Source organism: Paenibacillus hubeiensis (assembly GCF_032334105.1).
Taxonomy (GTDB): Bacteria; Bacillota; Bacilli; order Paenibacillales; family Paenibacillaceae; genus Paenibacillus; species Paenibacillus hubeiensis.
This window is the reverse complement of sequence record NZ_JAVYAE020000003.1, coordinates 242,840-260,279: the sequence shown is the minus strand read 5'-3', so window position 1 is coordinate 260,279 and position 17,440 is coordinate 242,840. Positions and strand designations below refer to the sequence as shown.

Below are 17,440 nucleotides of genomic sequence, written 5' to 3'. Positions count from 1 at the left end.
ATTGATTCATGCGGTTTATATAGCGGCTTTTTTTGGTGGGTCATTTTTAGGCGGGCGCAATTCTAAGTTGAGGTTACGCGTTGTACACGATTGACCATATAAATTCCGACCGACACGAACAGCAGGGCAATCAGGTTTTTCAGTTCGAAAATGGTTTCCCCCAGAAATAACGCCGATAACAATGCGCCGAAAACGGGAATAAGAAAGTTAAAGACGGAGATTCTGCCCACCTTGTTGTATTTCAGAAGCAAATTCCACAAACCAAACGCAGCTGAGGACAGCACAACCAAATACAGCAGGTTGCCAGTAGACCCCGGCGTAAAGTGCGTCACGCTGCCCCCAAGCAAAACACCTAGCAGGGCAAGTGCCAATCCGCCGACGAACAGGCTGAACCCCGTTACAATCAACACATCGATGGAGCCTGTCAAATGTTTGGCATAAATGGCCGTAATGGAAAAAATGAGTGCAGCGATAATAATGAACCCTTCCCCTGTAAATGAGACGGAGAACGTCAGCAGGTCTGAGTGAAAATTGACGATGATTACGCCGACAAATCCGAGTAAACAACCGAAGACTTTATTTTTGCTGAGCTTATCGTTTTGATATAGGAAATGGGCCAGGACAACGCTGAAAAAGGTCGCCGTTGCATTCATGATCGATCCTTTGACACCGGTCGTATTTGAAACGCCTATATAGAAAAACATATATTGCAAGCCTGTTTGCAATACGCCAAGCATGGCGAGGCTTGTCCATTGACGCCCGGACAATTCGAATTTCCGTTTTCGAAAGACACGAAATAAAATGAGGAGCAGCAGCCCTGCCAATATGAACCGATACCCGGCAAAAACAAATTTGGACGCAATGTCTTCCGGGGCGATCTCAAAAGCGATATATCCTAGTTTAATGGACGGGAAAGCACTTCCCCACAACAGGCAGCATAGGCTGGCAACTACGGTTACAAATAAAGGTTTGCTAAATGGGTGTTTATTCTCGATTGCCGATTCTCCGTGCACGTTCAATCTTCTCCTCGCACATTGTATATGTATATGTTCGAATAACACATCCTTCTGACCATATCACAAATGGCCGCCGCTTGTAATCAAAAATGATAAAATCACGTTCTTTGTCCGACATAGGCAGAGTTTGAGGTTCCGGTTCATCCACCAGGAAAACGTTCAACGGGGCGATGGCCTGGCCATCAACATTTAAAGGTTGACATTCCTTCGTTTGTTCATGTAAACTCTTTAACAATTAACCAACAATGATATTTAGGCGATGAATGGAAAGAGTAGTTGTGCGAATTCGTCCAAGCGAGCCGGCGATTGGTGAGAGGTCCGGCACGAGGCAGCGCAATGAATGGGTCCATTCGCTTCAATCCGAACTTCGTACTGCGAACAGTAGGCGTTGACGGCATCCCACCGTTATTCCAGGGAGCCCTGTTAGTCGTTTTGACAGGTTAGAGTGCGGCCTTTGGCCGAATTCGGGTGGTAACGCGGAGCCAAACACTTCGTCCCTTTACGGGATGAAGTGTTTTTTTTGTTTTGGAAGCCTCGGGATGAAGGACGCGTAAAAGAGGAGGAATAACAATGAACAAACAAATTTTGTCAGGCATTAAGCCTAGCGGCGACTTGAATATTGGAGGTTATGGCGGGGCACTCAGTCAATTCGTCCAGTATCAACATGATTTTGAGTGTTTTTTCTTCGTTCCTGATTTGCATGCCATCACTGTGCCGCAGGATCCGCAACAATTGGCACGGCGGACCAGAGAAATCGCGGCGTTCTATATTGCGGCCGGCATTGACCCGGCGAAATCCGCCATTTTCCTGCAATCGCAGGTGCCCGCTCACACGGAGCTTGCCTGGTTGCTTGAAACCCAAGCAAGCTTTGGCGAATTGGGCAGAATGACCCAGTTCAAAGACAAATCGAACGGGAAAGAATCGGTAAGCTCGGCCTTGTTCACGTATCCGGTCCTTATGGCAGCCGATATCCTGCTCTATCAAGCGACCCATGTACCTGTCGGCGAAGACCAGAAACAGCATCTGGAACTAACGCGCAATCTGGCGGAACGCTTCAATCATCGTTTCGGGGAGACGTTCGTTGTACCTGAACCGCTGATCCAGGACATTGGCAGTCGAATCATGGGATTAGATGATCCCACCAAGAAAATGAGCAAGAGCAATCCGAACCTCAGCAGTTATGTGTTGATGCTCGATCCTCCTGACACGATCCGGAAGAAATTTGCCCGCGCCGTCACCGATTCGGAGGGCAGCGTACGCTGTGACTGGGACACCAAGCCTGCCGTCAGCAATCTGATCGAAATCTATTCGGTGTTTGCCAACGAACCCGTGGAAATCATCGAGAAGAGATACGCCGGTGAGGGTTACGGCACGTTCAAAAAGGATTTGGCAGAGGTCGTGGTTGACAAATTAGTACCCATTCAGGAAAAATTCAAGGAAATCGTAGATTCCCGGGAGTTGGACGATATTCTGAAGCGAGGTGCGCAAAAAGCATCCGAGAAAGCATATGACACCCTAAAACGCGCCAAACAGGCGATGGGTTTGGTCACATTTTAAATGAAAGCCTGGATTCGTGCTTTTGAAACATGAATAAAAGCAGCCTACGAATGGCAACATAAAAAAGTGGTATACTTCTATTTTCCAGAGGAGGTCTCCTTTTATGGCACGCCAGAAAAGAAGGCAGGAAGCTGCTTGGAAGTCACGAAAGCAAGAACAGCATCCTCATGGCAAAATCAAATCGCTCAAAGAATTATCAAGCGAATATGACGAGAAGCATACTACGTTATAGGTGGAAGGCTGTCGGTATTTTACCGGCAGTCTTTTGCATTTTGGAAGCTTGCCAAATGGCTCAGGATCGACCTAGGCCTAACATGTTCACCAATATATATCCCATAAATGCAAGCAGCACCGAACCGATAAAACCGGCGGCCAAAGCGTTTAAACCCATTCGTCGAAATGTACCTGTATCTACATTGAGTCCCAGGCCAGCCATCGCCATCGCAATGAGCAAATAAGCCGCGAAAACGATCTGGTTTGCTGCCGCTGCAGGGATGATCTGCAACGTATTCACCGCACTCATCGCAAGGAAACCAAAAATGAACCAAGGGATGGGAATAGATTTCCAACCTTTCTTATCCGGAACGCCCGTTTCTGCATGTTTGCAGCCTTCCTTGCGATGAGTCCAAAATCCGATCAGGAGCGCAACGGGCACCAGCATCGCTACACGGGTTAGTTTAACGATGACGGCCAGATCGACAGCCTCTTTGCCAACAGGTTCGGCGGCTGCGATGGCATGTGCGATTTCATGTAAAGTAGCTCCGGCGAAAATGCCGTATCCCGAAGGGGATAAATGGAGCATAGGATATAGCAGCGTATAGCCGAGTGTAAAAATAGTGCCCAGAATCGCAACGGCGGCGGCAGCGATAGCTGTTTCTTCGTCTTTGGCTTTCATTTGCGGGGAAATGGCAACCACCGCCGCGGCTCCGCAAATGGCTGTTCCGCATGCCGTTAACAGTCCCAATCGTTTCTCTACTTTGAACAGTTTTGCAATGCCGTACACGGCACATATCGTTATCGTTATGTTCAGGATGGAGATCAGGGCGACCTTCGGTCCGGCGTGAACAATATCCCGCATATTCAGCCGCATGCCAAGCAAGATGATTCCGTAACGCAGCAGTTTTTTTGCTGAAAATGAAATTCCGTTTGCGATACGTTGCGGTACTCCCATAACCATTCTCCAGAGCATGCCGAACAGGATGGCAAGCACGAGTTGTCCCATAATGCTAAGAAAAGGAAAGCCGGCTGCATATTTGGCGGCAAGCGCAAGACTCAAAGTAAGACCAATCCCCAGCGTAAACCCCCATTTATTCGTTTTTACTTGTTGCAAGGCAGAGGTTTGAATCATTGTTATCACATCCATTTTTAGTTGTTCATTTTCATGTATAACTATAATGAGTTATGATTACAAAGAGAAATATGAGGTTGAAATGCTTATCATAACAAAACATAATGATTGATCGAAATGTATATGGATATTAAGGGGAGGGAAATCATGATTGTCGAAACGTTGAAAGTATACATAACCGTGGTGGAGCAGCGCAATTTCTCTCGGGCCGCGGAAATATTGCATTTATCGCAGCCTGGCGTCAGTTTGCACATTCGCAATCTGGAAAAGGAATTTAATGCAAAGTTGCTGCATCGTTCACCGAAGTGGGTAAAGTTGACCGAAGCAGGTGAGCTGCTCTATGTTCGTGCCAAGGAAATGCTGAATGTGTACGAGTCGGTAAAATTGGATATTGCTCGATTGCATGATGACGTAAGCGGAACTTTAGAGATCGGAGCCAGTTTTACGATCGGTGAATATGTGCTGCCTCGTCTGTTTGCATCGTTTGCGAAGCAATACCCCGAAGTCGAAATGGGTGTGTTTATCGGAAATTCCGCTCAAGTTGTTGAGGCTATTCGGGATAACAATATGGATATGGGCTTGATCGAAGAGGATATCGAGGCCGATGATCTGGCGGTGACACCTTTCATGAAGGACGAGTTGATTATCGTGGCGGCTGAAGGACACCCACTGACGCTGTCGGATGTGGTTGACGTAGAGCGATTACAGGATCAGGTATGGGTTCTTCGCGAGAGCGGTTCTGGAACAAGGGCTGCCAGCGATCGGTTCTTGGCTCAGACGGGTTTAAGGATTGAGCGTTCATATGTATTTAACAGCAGTCAGGGCGTCAAAGAAGCCGTGTTCTCCGGATTAGGCATGGCCATGTTGTCTCGCTGGGTCGTAAAAAGGGAACTCACCGCCGGATTGTTGAAGGAAATATCCATTCCTGGAATCCGTCTCGAACGGAACTTTTCATTCGTTCGCCGCACGGGTCAAGTTCCTTCCAGAGCAAATGAAGTGTTTTCGGAAAGATTGCTTACATTGGACAACCATTTTATATAATCAGATTGGCCTGAAGACTTCTAAACCTTTTGACGCCAGTTTGGTTCATAAGTATAATGAATTGTTATTGATTGCTAATCATACGACGTAAAAGGAGCAAACCGCAGTGGCTTTAAAAAAATGGATATCCACCTTACTTATTATTCTATCTACATTATTGTTCGCAGGCTGTTCCCTCCAATCATTGCCCGATATCGGTTCATCGCAAGCAGGGGCGGCGCAGACGCAATTTGATGAAGTTGCCGAGTACATCAGCGAACATCATGAACTTCCGGATTATTATATTACCAAGAAAGAGGCCAGGGAGCTTGGATGGAAGCCAAGCGAGGGTAATTTGGACAAAGTTGCTCCCGGCAAAAGCATTGGCGGTGACGTATTTCAGAACCGGGAAGGGTTGCTGCCCAAAAAGAAAGGGCGGACCTGGTACGAGGCTGACATAAATTATTCAGGCGGCACGCGGGGAAGCGACCGGATTTTATACTCCAATGACGGACTGATCTATAAAACGACCGACCATTACCAAACATTTGAACAAATAAAATAAACGTGAAGATCAACCACTAGAATCATATCTGAAGGGAAAAACCAGATTTTTACCCATGAAAGCCAGGAGGCCGCTGCTAGCGGCTTTTTTTTGCGTACAAAAGGATTATAAACAAAAGGGGATGTGATAAAATTTATCATGAAAGGGAGGTATCGATGAAGACGTTTTATTATACTCCACCAAAGCTGAAAGCTTCGACCCAACGGATTGAGGTAAAGGATGAACAGGGAAATGTATCCTGTACATTCCGACGAATTTATCCGAATGCTCTAGTAAAGTGGGGCAATGTCATTTTTGATATCGATTGGTCTGCGAGTGTTGAAGTGTATTCTTCAGAAGGTCAACCGATATTTCAATGCTCAAAAAAGACGCCGTGGATCGGTAAACCGGAATACTTCGTTAAAAACAATCGTACTCAAGATACTTTCCGTGTAACCTACACCACATGGCAAAAGGTTGCTCCAGAGTTTAAGGTCACCCATCGAGATCAAGAGTATGTGGTAAAAAAAGATCTGTTTGATTGGGCCAAGTTCATGCAGTCGGGCGAAGTATTGGCAAAATGGCAAATGAAACCAAGCGAATGGTTTAAGGTAAGATTGGAGATTGAAGCCGATTGTCCCATACAAGAGCCGGGATTTTTCGTGGCACTGTTCCAAAGCATTTTCTATATCGGGGATTGACGACATCAGCATGACAAGCAAAATATATGATAAGAGGGGGGACGATCATGGAACGTGTATCCGATGCAGTAAAGCAGGAATCCATAACATCTTTTCAATCGACCATAAACAAGTGCGAAAATGCATTGGCGCAAATGACGGAGAAAGGCGCAAATACCACCTTAATCAAGAAAAGGCTGCATGCGCTGTACATAGGCTTGGCGATCCTGAATCACACTTGGGATCAGAGAACGCATTCGTTTCCCCGGGAAGATTTGACGGAAGCTCGCCATATTCTTACTGGTTTGTTTCCGTCCCTAGAGCGCGCATATGCCAAGTCGAAAGAAGGCAGCCCTCAAAGAACGCTGCTGGAACGAAGAATGAAATCGCTGGATCTCGCGGTGCAAGCCATAGATGATCTTTTGAATGATCCTTCTTCTAACTGCATAACGTAGGGCCGAGTTCAGTTGAAAGCCGCCTAAGAAGAACTTCCATGAAGTAATGGGGGTTCTTTTTTTTGTCAACACAAGAGCATAAGATTGTTCAGGTAAAGTAATACTACAAAAACAGTACCTTGACAGTCACAGTAATGTATCGTATTATGCAATTGTGGAGGTGATTGTATGAGCGAAAACAAAATCACATCCGACCTGCTGCGCGGACATACGGATACGATGATCTTACGGCTCTTGTTCGAAGCTGACCGCTATGGCTATGAAATTGTGAAGCTGATTGCCGAGCGCTCGGGTGGCAAGTATGAATTAAAAGAAGCCACGATGTACTCCAGCGTCCGCCGGCTCGAGGCAGACGGTGATATCGAGTGGTATTGGGGCGATGAGTCTCAGGGCGGACGGCGTAAATATTTCCGAATTACCGAAAAGGGCAAGGAGACTTACGCCAACAACAAAAGCAATTGGGAGTATGCAAAACGCGTGCTCGAAAACCTGTTATAGGGGGCTTGATGTGATGACTGAAAGATTGAACCATTATTTAAATGGCGTGTTCGCACCGTATGATGGGGTGAAAAGCGTTGCTGAATTAAAAACCGATCTGCTTTCCGACTTGCAGGAGCGATTCCGTGAACTCAAAGCCGAAGGCAAGGACGATGAAACGGCCTTTGCGATGACCATTGACAGCATCGGTGACATTGAGCAAACGGTACGAGAAGTGGCTAATCTTTCCCGCTCATTGGAACGACAGGTAGTGACAAACTTTAGTGCAAGTAATCTGGCCAAAAGCGATTTTGCCGGCGTCACCGCGCATCAAGGGAAATTTTCGGGAAGCGCGCTGCGAGGCTCCGATTTTACCGGTGCTGACTTAACCGGCAGCACATTCGCAAGCAGTGATGTGAGAGATTCCATTTTTGACCATGCGAATCTGACGGATTGCAACCTATCTGCCATCGACCTTACGAATTCAAGTTTCTATAAATCCATCCTTGTACGTACCAACATCAGCAAGTCGGGTCTGGATCGGGCAAAATTCACGGATGTGAAGTTAACGGATGTGATGTTAAATATGGCCGATCTTAGAAAAACGGTCTTTGATCGCTGTAGCTTTACCGGTGTAGATTTCAGATATTCGGATCTGCGGGGGCAGCGATTTGACGGGCAGACTTTCATCGGGGTCAAGTTTGACAAGTCGGCACTTAACGAAGCTTCGTTTAAAGGCGCGATACTCAAAAATGTTTCGTTTGTTTCCGGTTTTACTTTGTCCAAGAAATACTATCGTGCCATCAAAACCGTCTGCTTTGATGACGCTATGATGGATAAGTTGACATACGCGGCTCTTAAAGGCATGGAGGCGGACTTGTCGAAAGTTACTGTTATTTAAAAACAGTTCGAGGAGGAAGGAATATGCAAAACGCTGCAATTCAAGTGAAAGGACTGCAAAAGTCCTACAAACAGCTTCACATCCTCAAAGGTGTAGATTTCGAAGTGGATCAAGGGAGTATTTTTGCCCTGCTTGGTTCTAACGGCGCGGGCAAGACGACGATTGTCAAAATACTCACCACGTTGTTGAAACAGGACGGGGGAACAGCTTCCGTAAACGGATTCGATGTTGCATCAAGCCCCGACAATGTGCGACAGGCGATCAGCCTGACCGGACAATTCTCCGCTGTAGACGAGATTTTGACCGGAAGGGAAAATCTGATCATGATTGCCAAACTGCGATACCTCAAAAATCCGCGTCAAGTGGCGGATCACATGCTTAAACGCTTCAATTTGACAGACGCCGCCGATCGCAGAGCTTCCACCTATTCCGGAGGGATGCGCCGCAGGCTCGATATCGCCTTAAGCCTTGTGGGAAGTCCTCGGGTGATTTTCCTTGATGAGCCGACGACCGGGCTGGACCCGGAATCGCGCATTGAGGTTTGGAAAATTATCAAAGAGCTTGCCGACGGCGGTACGACGATTCTTCTTACGACGCAGTATTTGGAGGAAGCAGAGCAGCTTGCCGACAAAATAGCCATCTTGCATGAAGGCAAAATTATCGCAAACGGCTCGCTCGCGGAGCTGAAAAAACGGCTTCCATCCACAAAGGTGGAGTATGTTGAAAAGCAGCCGACGTTGGAAGAGATTTTTCTCGCCATCGTTGGCAAAAAGGAGGGAGCGTAAATGGAGACGACAAAAAAACATTTTTTTAACGATCTGGGTGTCATGCTCGGACGCTCAATGCTCCACATTTCTCGCAGTATGGACACCATCATTACAGTCACCGTCATGCCGATCGCATTCATGCTGCTGTTCGTCTATGTATTCGGAGGTGCAATTGAATCCGGAACGGATAACTATGTGAACTATCTGCTGCCAGGCATTCTGCTTATAGCCATCGCCAGCGGCGTATCTTACACGGCTTATCGCCTGTTTATTGATGTACAACGAGGTATATTTGAGCGGTTTCACACCATGCCCATTTCACGTTCCACCTTGTTGTGGGGGCATGTGCTGACATCACTGGTATCCAACGCCATATCGGTTGTCATCATTATTCTCGCAGCGCTTATTATGGGGTTTCGTTCGTCAGCGGGAATGCTGTCATGGCTTGCCGTAGCAGGCATACTCATATTGTTTACACTCGCGTTAACCTGGGTTGCGACGATTGCCGGGCTGTCCGCGAAATCGGTGGATGGTGCAACCGCTTTTTCCTATCCGATGATATTCCTGCCGTTTATCAGCTCGGCGTTTGTCCCGACTGATTCAATGCCATCGATTGTGCGTGCCTTTGCCGAAAATCAGCCGGTGACCGCGATCGTTGAATCCATTCGGGCGCTACTGTCAGGTCAGCCGGTGGGTAGTAATCTGTGGGTGGCTCTTGTATGGTGTGTCGGAATTATGCTCGTAGCGTATGGATTGGCGATGCAAGTGTATAAAAAGCGCGTAAGAAGCTAAAGAAAGAATAAATTCTGTTCTGCTGGTGGTGCCAGGTTTCGCGGGTACCATTCTTTTTTTTTGCATCATTATCGGTACTGCGGCATCAAAAAAAGAACCTGATAACATGTATCGGGTCCTTTAGTATTGCATATACAGAACTACAATGTTACAATCGGAATGCGATTCTATATTGTAAATTTTGCATAAGTAGTTCATCTTATAATTTAATTATAGTACGCTGATGAACTCTTGTCAAATGATTTTTTCTGAATTCATGAATAAGGAGTGACATGGAATGAACCCTTTGGTACTCGGTTTTCACGAAATGAACAATGACCAGCTTTTGCTTGTTGGCGGAAAAGGGCTGAATCTCGGGGAATTATCGAAGATTCAAGGCATACATGTGCCGGATGGATTTTGCGTGACAACATTGAGCTACCAAAAAGCGGTTGAACACAATCCAATTTATGATGCATTACTGGAGCAGCTCGCTCTGATCCAAGCAGAGGATCGGGACCAAATCGGGGAAATCAGCCACAAAGTTCGGCAATCCATCATGACAAGTGAGATCCCTACAGACGTTGCGAAAGCAGTCACGGACTACGTATCACAGTTTGGCGAAGAAGAGGCTTATGCGGTACGTTCCAGTGCAACTGCCGAAGATTTGCCGCATGCCTCTTTTGCCGGCCAACAAGACACATATTTGAACATCATCGGCACAGAAGACATTTTGCAGCATATCCGGAAATGCTGGGCGTCCTTGTTTACGGATCGCGCCGTCATTTACCGGATACAGAACGGATTCGACCACAGACACGTTTATTTATCCGTCATCATACAAAGGATGGTTTTTCCCGAGGCTTCAGGTATTTTATTTACCGCCGATCCGATGACCTCCAATCGGAAAATGGTATCGATCGATGCGGGTTATGGCCTTGGAGAAGCACTGGTCTCCGGGCTGGTATCCGCTGACGGTTATAAAGTACGTGAAGGAGAAATCGTCGAGAAGAGAATTTCGGATAAAAAACTGGCGATCTATGCACGTCAAGGCGGAGGCACAGAAACGCGGCAGCTCGGTCCTGAGCAGCAGATGGCCCAAACGCTTACGGATCAGCAAATTGTGCAATTGGCACGGATCGGAAGGCAGATCGAAGCATATTTCGGCTGTCCGCAAGATATTGAATGGTGTTTGGCTGATCAAACGTTTTATGTGGTCCAGAGTCGGCCGATCACAACGTTATACCCGATCCCTGAAGTGAACGATCAAGAAAATCATGTTTATATATCCGTCGGTCACCAACAAATGATGACGGATCCCATGAAACCGTTGGGCCTGTCCTTTTATCTGTTAACCACGCCGGCACCCATGCGTACAGCAGGAGGAAGACTGTTCGTTGACGCTACTCCCATGCTCGCTTCTGCCGCCGGCAGGGACACCCTCCTGAACGGCCTGGGCCAATACGATCCGCTGGTCAAGGACGCTCTTATGACGATTGTGGAGCGAAGGGATTTCATTCCTACGTTACCCCAAGAAGCGAACGAACAAGGTTCGGGTAAGGGCAGACCAAAGGTGCCGCATGCAGGTCATGAAGCCCAGTTGGCGAACGATCCGGACATCGTTTCCCATTTGATCAAGAAAAATCAAGCCTCCATAGAACAGTTAAAACATGACATCCAATCGAAATCGGGTTTAGATGCCATGGATTTCATTCTGGAAGATATCCAGCAATTAAAGAAACTTCTATTTGACCCGCAAAGCTCGGCCGTCATTATGACAGCGATGAATGCTTCTACTTGGATCAATGAAAAAATGAACGAGTGGCTGGGGGAGAAAAACGCAGCAGACACGTTATCACAATCCGTAACAGGTAATATTACTTCGGAAATGGGCCTCGCCCTGCTGGACGTTGCGGACGTCATTCGTCCTTATCCGGAAGTGATCGACTATTTGGAACAGGTCAAAGAGGACCACTTTTTGGACGGATTGGCCCACGTGGAAGGTGGACGAGAGGCTCAACATGCAATCCAGGCGTACCTCGATCAATACGGCATGCGGTGTGCCGGAGAAATCGATATTACGCGAACACGCTGGAGCGAGAAACCGATCACACTGGTTCCGCTAATCGTCAACAATATCAAAAACTTCGAACCGCATGCGGGGAAGCGCAAGTTTGAGCTCGGACGGCAGGAAGCTTTGAACAAAGAACAAGAGTTATTGGAACGACTGAAAGAACTACCGGACGGGGAGCAAAAAGCCGAAGAAACCAAACGCAAGATCGACCTGATCCGAAATCTCAGCGGTTATCGGGAATATCCGAAATACGGCATGATTCATCGCTATTTCATTTATAAACAAACATTGTTGAAAGTAGCCGAGCAGCTTGTACAGGCAGAAGTGATCCGCGAAAAAGAAGATATCTTCTATCTCACTTTTCAGGAGCTTCATGAAGTCGTTCGCACAAATACGTTGGATGAACGGATCATTAGCCAGCGAAAAGCGGAATACAAAACGTATGAAAAACTAAAGCCGCCGCGGGTGATCACGTCGGATGGCGAAATTATTGCAGGCGAGTATAAGCGTGAAAACCTGCCTGGCGGAGCGATCGTTGGTTTGCCCGTTTCTTCCGGAGTCATTGAAGGGAGGGCTCGCGTCGTTTTTAACATGGAAGATGCCCATTTGGAGCCAGGGGATATTCTGGTCACGCCTTTCACGGATCCAAGCTGGACGCCATGCTTTGTTTCCATCGCAGGACTGGTTACCGAAGTTGGCGGCCTGATGACCCATGGAGCCGTTATTGCACGTGAATATGGCTTGCCGGCCATCGTCGGCGTGGAGAAAGCTACCGAGCGAATCAAAGATGGGCAGCGGATTCGCTTGCATGGTACGGAAGGATATATCGAGGTGTTGTAACATCCAGAGTCGGTTCAAAACAGACCCCAAAAAACCGTTGATCGTTTCGGATTAACGGTTTTTTGATCTGACAAACGTTTATGATGCTTTCTTGCATGTAATCATTAAAAATGGCATCGAAGGTTTACTGGCCATGCTTTTGTTCGGTTCGTTTATTTCCGAAATCTCGACCAGCCCGAATTTACCGAATTGATCCGTAATGGAATCCGTGTCATAGAAGAACAGTTTGACGCCATCCTTGGTCTCGAAATAGTTTTGATCCAAAAGCTTGCCTGTACCGAACATCGGAGCTTTTTTGGAAATCGTGGTAAAGACCATATAACCGCCTGGCTTTAGCTGAGCATAGCAATCTTGAATGAATTTTTCTCTTTCACCTTGGTTCAATAAGTGGATCAGGGCGTGGCTGAATATGCCGTCGTAACGTTTGTCATCAAACGGCATGCCGGTTACCGAGCCATGTACGATATCGATGTCAATCCCGTTTTGCCTCGCCAAATCGATGGCTGTTTGTGAAATTTCAATGCCGGTGACAGCGATGCCCGCATCCATAAAAACCTTCGCGTTTCTACCATACCCAACACCCGGAATCAGCACATGCTTCACATGTTCCGCAAGAAAAAAATCTTTAGTCAACATGGCCGAATCTGCAGGTTCAAATCCCCACATCGTTTGTTTCTCAATAAAGCTGGTTTCCCAAAATTCCATGATGCGTTGATCTCCTTTCGTATCATTCGTAAGTTATGAGATGTTTGCATTATTATAGATATATAAACTCCTTAATAACTATAATTGATAATCTTCCGACTGTAAACAGTCATCGCTTAACGAAGTCCAAGTCATACCTTTACATCAAATAGCGGTTGACGTTATTTTTGAAATCCCTCGGAGTCATGCCGTAAATCGATCGTAACACCCGATTGACCGTACGCTGGCTGTCAAATCCCGCATTTGCACAGGTAGTTCCGAAAGTTCATCTTTATTTCCTCTCTGTGCAATTTTTGGCTGATTTTTTATGTGTTATGTCTACACTGCCATCCTCCGCCATGGTAAAATTCAAGTGTATGACGCATGCAAGCGATTACAAAAGAGAGGCAGAATCAATCTGGAGCAGCGAAAGCGATAACTTGCATTTAACGAACTCAAGAGTGGAGGGGCGTTCCGTGCGAAAAAGCAAAACGTTTTACAATATCTTTGTTCCAATTCTGCTCCTCAGCGTGGGCATCGTTGTTTGTTTCGGAAGTTATATTTATATTTCCACCACGAAGTCCGTGATCGAACGGCTCGGAGAGGGACGCCAAAGTCTCATCATGCAGGTCCGCAATACATTGGAGCAAAAAATTCAGACGATCGAGTATGCTTTCGCCACATACAGCACAACGCCATCGTTCCGCACGGTGATCGACAGTCCGCTGACCGGACAGGATTACGAAGCCTATCGGGAATTGAACTCCCAATTGGGTTATATCGCAACGATGGGCCTGGATGGTATCCAATATACGCTGGTAAGCCTAAAGCAAAACTGGAGTCTGTCCAACGGATCCTTAAGCCGGATGACAGACACGGAAAAAGAAGGATTGCAGCACCTATTCGCCGATGCCGACGGCAAAGGGCTGTATTGGACCAAAACCGAAGACGGTATTCGGTTATTACATGCCTTACCCGTATATTCCAAGGAAAAAGAAGCGATCGCCATGTCGGATATTTCGCTCCGTACGTTGAATCTTTCGCTGCAGACCCAACCTGATGCCGCCATCTACATATTAGACAAACAAGGAGAGCTGTTATACGCAAGCCAGACGGAGCAAAAGGCGCTGTCGAGCGAGCAGATGGGGTGGATAAGCAGTCAGACAGTGAGCGAACTGCGTGCAGGGCAAATGGAAATTCCCGACCCGTCCGGGGGAACCTTGATCGGATTGTATGCCCGCTCGGCCTATAATGGTTGGACCTATGTCACACTTCTGGATCAGAAGGAAGTCAGCCAGGCTTTAACGACGACCCGTGTCGGCCTCATTGTCATGGGCGTCGTGATTTTGGGCTTGATGGTTGTTCTTGCCTACATCATCTCGCTTTATCTTGCCAAGCCTTTTCGCAAAATCCGGCATAGTCTCGGGAACCGTTCCGAGAGAACGATCAAGGACGAAGTCGACTGGATTATTCAATCGATCGATTCCATCGTGTCCGAAAACCAAAGTTTGGAACAGCTGATGCATCTGGAGAAGCCGAAGCTGGAAACGCAGTTTGTGCTTAATGTGCTGCAAAATCGGCTGACCCGCGAAGAAGTGGCGGATAATCTGGAGCGGTTCGGTTACCGCATCACCACCGATGTTCTGTTCGTCACCATGCTGATTCAGATCGATCGCCGCGGGGAAGGTCCCTTGGCTGACAAAGATACGCTGCTTCTCGCAGTAAACCAACTTGTACAGGAGATCGTGCCGGAATCCGAACGAATGCTGCCGGTAGTGCTTAATGAACGAACGCAGGCAACGCTGCTCTACTTCGATGCCGAACGAGCCCAAGAGATGCGCGATGTCATGATGGCGTACGCCAAACAAGTGATCATGCTGGCCCGCGAATATTGGTCGGCTTCCGTGAGTGTAGGCATCAGTGCTCCTTACGAAGATCTGATGAACAGCCGCGAGGCATCGGATATGAGCCTTGAAGCGCTTTATCAACGCCTGAAGCTGGGCAAAGAGTCCGTTATTTTCTACGAGGACATTTCCCGCAGCGGTGGGCCGACATTGCTGCATTACCCTACGGAGCTGGAAACCCGTCTGTTCGACGCCATTCGGTTAGGGGACAAAGAAGAAGTGTCGCGCACGTTATATCCGTTCTTGGCCGACATGATGAAACATAGTCCGAACCCGATGAATCTGGAGATCACGCTGATCCGCTTTGTGAACAATTTGATTCAGCTGGAGCAGCTGATCGGGGCCGAGATATTGCTTACGCAAACCAATTCCACGTTGTATCACAGGCTGTTGAATACGCTGAATCCGGAAGAGATCGAACATATTCTCGTTCATGAAGTCATCTATCCGATGGTCGCGAGCATGCAGGAGAGAGCCAACCAGCAATTCCGTTCCATCGCGGACCGCATGGCATCCATCGTTCGTACGGAATATGACCAGGACTTGTCGCTTGAATCCATCAGTGAGCGTTTGCATTACACGCCCAACTATCTAAGCAGCATCTTTCGCAAGGAATACGGCACAACCTTTAGCGAATATCTCATGAACTTCAGACTGGAAGTTGCCCGCAAATGGCTGGTGGATACCAACATGCCCGTAAAAGACATCGCGGAACGTTTGGGCTATCAGAATTCCCAAAATTTCATCCGCTCTTTTCGCAAGAAAGAGAATCTGACCCCCGGTGCATACCGGCGGATGAAGATGGAAAGCTGACCAGATTTATATTGCTATATTCATCCGCAAAAAAACATACACACGTTAACGGAGAGGCAGAACCAATCTGGAGAAGCGAAGCGGTCTAAAAGCTTTCTGAAAGAAAGCTGCGTCGGAAGCATAGGCTTATCCCCGGATTTTCCCTTTGAAAAAGGGAAAATCCGGGGATAACAGCGATCGGAAGATGGTACTGCACTCGCAGTGCCCTGTGTGATTGTTTAGTGCGATTTATTTGAAATCCCCTCAGGTTGCATACCCGAGGGGATTGTTGTCTGCCGGCTCGAAACGGAGCGACATGAAACGAAACATATGAACGGCTCATCCTTTCACCGAACCAAGGAGGGCACCCTTCGTGAAGTGCTTTTGCACGAAAGGATAGGCGATGAGCATCGGTATGGTAGCCACAACGATGACGCTCATCTTGATCGTTTGGGACGGCGGCACGATGTCCACGGCCGAGCTGTTGCCTTCCATGCCGCTGGAGACGATGACGATCTGACGAAGCAGCACCTGCAGCGGCCACATTTTGGATTCGTTCAGATACAGAATGGCATTCATATACGTGTTCCAATAGGACACGCCGTAGAACAAGGAAAGCGTGGCGATCGACGGCAGGGCAAGCGGAAGCATGATCTGCAGCAGTACGCGAAAATCATTGGCCCCGTCCATCTTCGCCGATTCTTCCAGACTGTCGGGGAGAGCCTGAAAGAAATTGCGCATGATGATCAGATTGAACGCATTGATCGCAGTCGGAATGATCATCGACCAGTAGGAATCGATCAATCCAACGGCTTTAACGACCAGAAACGTCGGGATCATGCCCCCACTGAACAACATGGAGAAGACGATCAGAAAGTTAATGAAGTTTCTGCCCAGAAGATAGCGGCGGGAAAGTCCGTATGCCATGAGTGCCGTCAGCGTCATGCTCACGATGGTCCCCGCAACCGTAATGAAAACCGATACGCCGAGCCCTTTGAAGATGGTAGGTGTAGAGAAGATGTAGCGATAGGCATCCAGCGAGAAGGTCGTCGGGAATAAAATGAATTTCTTTTGCACGATTTCTTGCGTAGATGCGAAGGAGCTGGCAACGACATTGACGAAGGGCAGCAGGCATGCCAGGGAAAAAAGGAGCAGCAGCGTATAATTCATAACATTGAATACGATGCTGCCGATGCTTTCTTTTCGGAGTGCGGATTTGGACAACATGGTTGTTCCTCCTTGATGGATAGTGGTGTATGCCCACCATAACAACGGTGAAAGATTCCGTATATAATCATCACCTACGGACATTGGAACAGGCCTTAATACCGAATCCGGACAGAAAACATCGACGATAATCCGGGAGTTGAATAATAATCATGAGCTACGATCGACTTCGATAAAAATCGGAAAAAAGCCCGTGTTATGAGGAATCCTGCAACCGCAGTAGCTAATGATTATGTACGGAATAGCCTCCATGACATATGCTTGGGAAGCAATCAACCACGAATCCAGATCAAGGAGGTCAGCAAGCAGTGAAAGAGCCAGATTCCACAGTCGTTCCATTGCAACGCAAGGTATACGGAAAGTCCGGCCTAAACCATTATTTA

General features: G+C 47.5%; 16 protein-coding genes and 1 other annotated feature. Of the genes, 12 read left to right on the top strand and 4 right to left on the bottom strand.

Annotated elements, in window-relative coordinates; genetic code table 11:
* Positions 1–62: 62 nt before the first annotated feature.
* Positions 63–1,013 (bottom strand): DMT family transporter, encoded by a 951-nt coding sequence (locus RSX24_RS11250; RefSeq protein WP_343260626.1) that lies wholly within the window; start codon positions 1,011–1,013, stop codon positions 63–65.
* 253 nt (positions 1,014–1,266) lie between these two features.
* Positions 1,267–1,518: a binding site (T-box leader), on the top strand.
* Positions 1,519–1,586: 68 nt separating this feature from the next.
* Here RSX24_RS11250 and trpS point away from each other — a divergent pair.
* Both trpS and RSX24_RS11240 read left to right on the top strand, forming a co-directional pair.
* Positions 1,587–2,573 (top strand): tryptophan--tRNA ligase, encoded by a 987-nt coding sequence (trpS, locus tag RSX24_RS11245; protein WP_339278171.1) that lies wholly within the window; start codon positions 1,587–1,589, stop codon positions 2,571–2,573.
* 103 nt (positions 2,574–2,676) lie between these two features.
* Entirely contained in the window at positions 2,677–2,805 is a 129-nt protein-coding gene (locus tag RSX24_RS11240) for a DUF6254 family protein (RefSeq protein ID WP_236414007.1), read from the top strand.
* A 60-nt stretch (positions 2,806–2,865) separates the two neighbouring features.
* On the opposite strand, the gene RSX24_RS11235 is transcribed toward RSX24_RS11240, so the two are convergent.
* Positions 2,866–3,921, bottom strand: a complete 1,056-nt coding sequence (locus RSX24_RS11235; RefSeq protein WP_343260625.1) for a YeiH family protein — start codon at positions 3,919–3,921, stop codon at positions 2,866–2,868.
* Positions 3,922–4,068: 147 nt separating this feature from the next.
* Between RSX24_RS11235 and RSX24_RS11230 the strand changes: the two genes are divergently transcribed.
* The 9 genes from RSX24_RS11230 to ppsA all read left to right on the top strand — a co-directional run bounded on the left by RSX24_RS11230 (position 4,069) and on the right by ppsA (position 12,450).
* Positions 4,069–4,962 (top strand): LysR family transcriptional regulator, encoded by an 894-nt coding sequence (locus tag RSX24_RS11230; protein WP_343260624.1) that lies wholly within the window; start codon positions 4,069–4,071, stop codon positions 4,960–4,962.
* A gap of 106 nt (positions 4,963–5,068) precedes the next feature.
* Entirely contained in the window at positions 5,069–5,506 is a 438-nt protein-coding gene (locus RSX24_RS11225; protein ID WP_236414011.1) for a ribonuclease domain-containing protein, read from the top strand.
* Between the two features lie 155 nt (positions 5,507–5,661).
* Positions 5,662–6,186: a tubby C-terminal domain-like protein gene (locus tag RSX24_RS11220; protein ID WP_236414013.1), complete on the top strand. Its 525-nt coding sequence runs from the start codon at positions 5,662–5,664 to the stop codon at positions 6,184–6,186.
* 47 nt (positions 6,187–6,233) lie between these two features.
* Positions 6,234–6,620, top strand: coding sequence for a hypothetical protein (locus tag RSX24_RS11215; protein WP_343260623.1), 387 nt, complete (start codon positions 6,234–6,236; stop codon positions 6,618–6,620).
* A 168-nt stretch (positions 6,621–6,788) separates the two neighbouring features.
* Positions 6,789–7,118 (top strand): PadR family transcriptional regulator, encoded by a 330-nt coding sequence (locus RSX24_RS11210; RefSeq protein ID WP_236414015.1) that lies wholly within the window; start codon positions 6,789–6,791, stop codon positions 7,116–7,118.
* Positions 7,119–7,131: 13 nt separating this feature from the next.
* The gene (locus RSX24_RS11205; protein ID WP_236414016.1) at positions 7,132–7,998 is read left to right on the top strand and encodes a pentapeptide repeat-containing protein; all 867 of its coding nucleotides are present in this window, start codon (positions 7,132–7,134) and stop codon (positions 7,996–7,998) included.
* A 23-nt stretch (positions 7,999–8,021) separates the two neighbouring features.
* On the top strand, positions 8,022–8,783 hold the full coding sequence (locus RSX24_RS11200) for an ABC transporter ATP-binding protein (RefSeq protein ID WP_343260622.1): 762 nt from the start codon (positions 8,022–8,024) through the stop codon (positions 8,781–8,783).
* Positions 8,784–9,557: an ABC transporter permease gene (locus RSX24_RS11195; RefSeq protein ID WP_343260621.1), complete on the top strand. Its 774-nt coding sequence runs from the start codon at positions 8,784–8,786 to the stop codon at positions 9,555–9,557.
* 277 nt (positions 9,558–9,834) lie between these two features.
* A complete protein-coding gene (gene ppsA, locus RSX24_RS11190) occupies positions 9,835–12,450 on the top strand; it encodes a phosphoenolpyruvate synthase (protein WP_343260620.1) in 2,616 nt (871 codons plus the stop codon).
* Positions 12,451–12,528: 78 nt separating this feature from the next.
* Here the strand turns inward: ppsA and RSX24_RS11185 are convergent, their stop codons facing one another.
* Entirely contained in the window at positions 12,529–13,155 is a 627-nt protein-coding gene (locus tag RSX24_RS11185) for a class I SAM-dependent methyltransferase (RefSeq protein WP_343260619.1), read from the bottom strand.
* A gap of 455 nt (positions 13,156–13,610) precedes the next feature.
* Between RSX24_RS11185 and RSX24_RS11175 the strand changes: the two genes are divergently transcribed.
* Positions 13,611–15,851, top strand: coding sequence for a helix-turn-helix domain-containing protein (locus RSX24_RS11175; protein ID WP_343260618.1), 2,241 nt, complete (start codon positions 13,611–13,613; stop codon positions 15,849–15,851).
* A gap of 318 nt (positions 15,852–16,169) precedes the next feature.
* Here RSX24_RS11175 and RSX24_RS11170 read toward each other — a convergent pair whose 3' ends face one another.
* Positions 16,170–17,057 carry a carbohydrate ABC transporter permease gene (locus tag RSX24_RS11170; protein ID WP_236414029.1) on the bottom strand — a complete coding sequence of 296 codons (888 nt, stop codon included), beginning with the start codon at positions 17,055–17,057 and terminating at the stop codon, positions 16,170–16,172.
* Between the last annotated feature and the right edge of the window lie 383 nt (positions 17,058–17,440).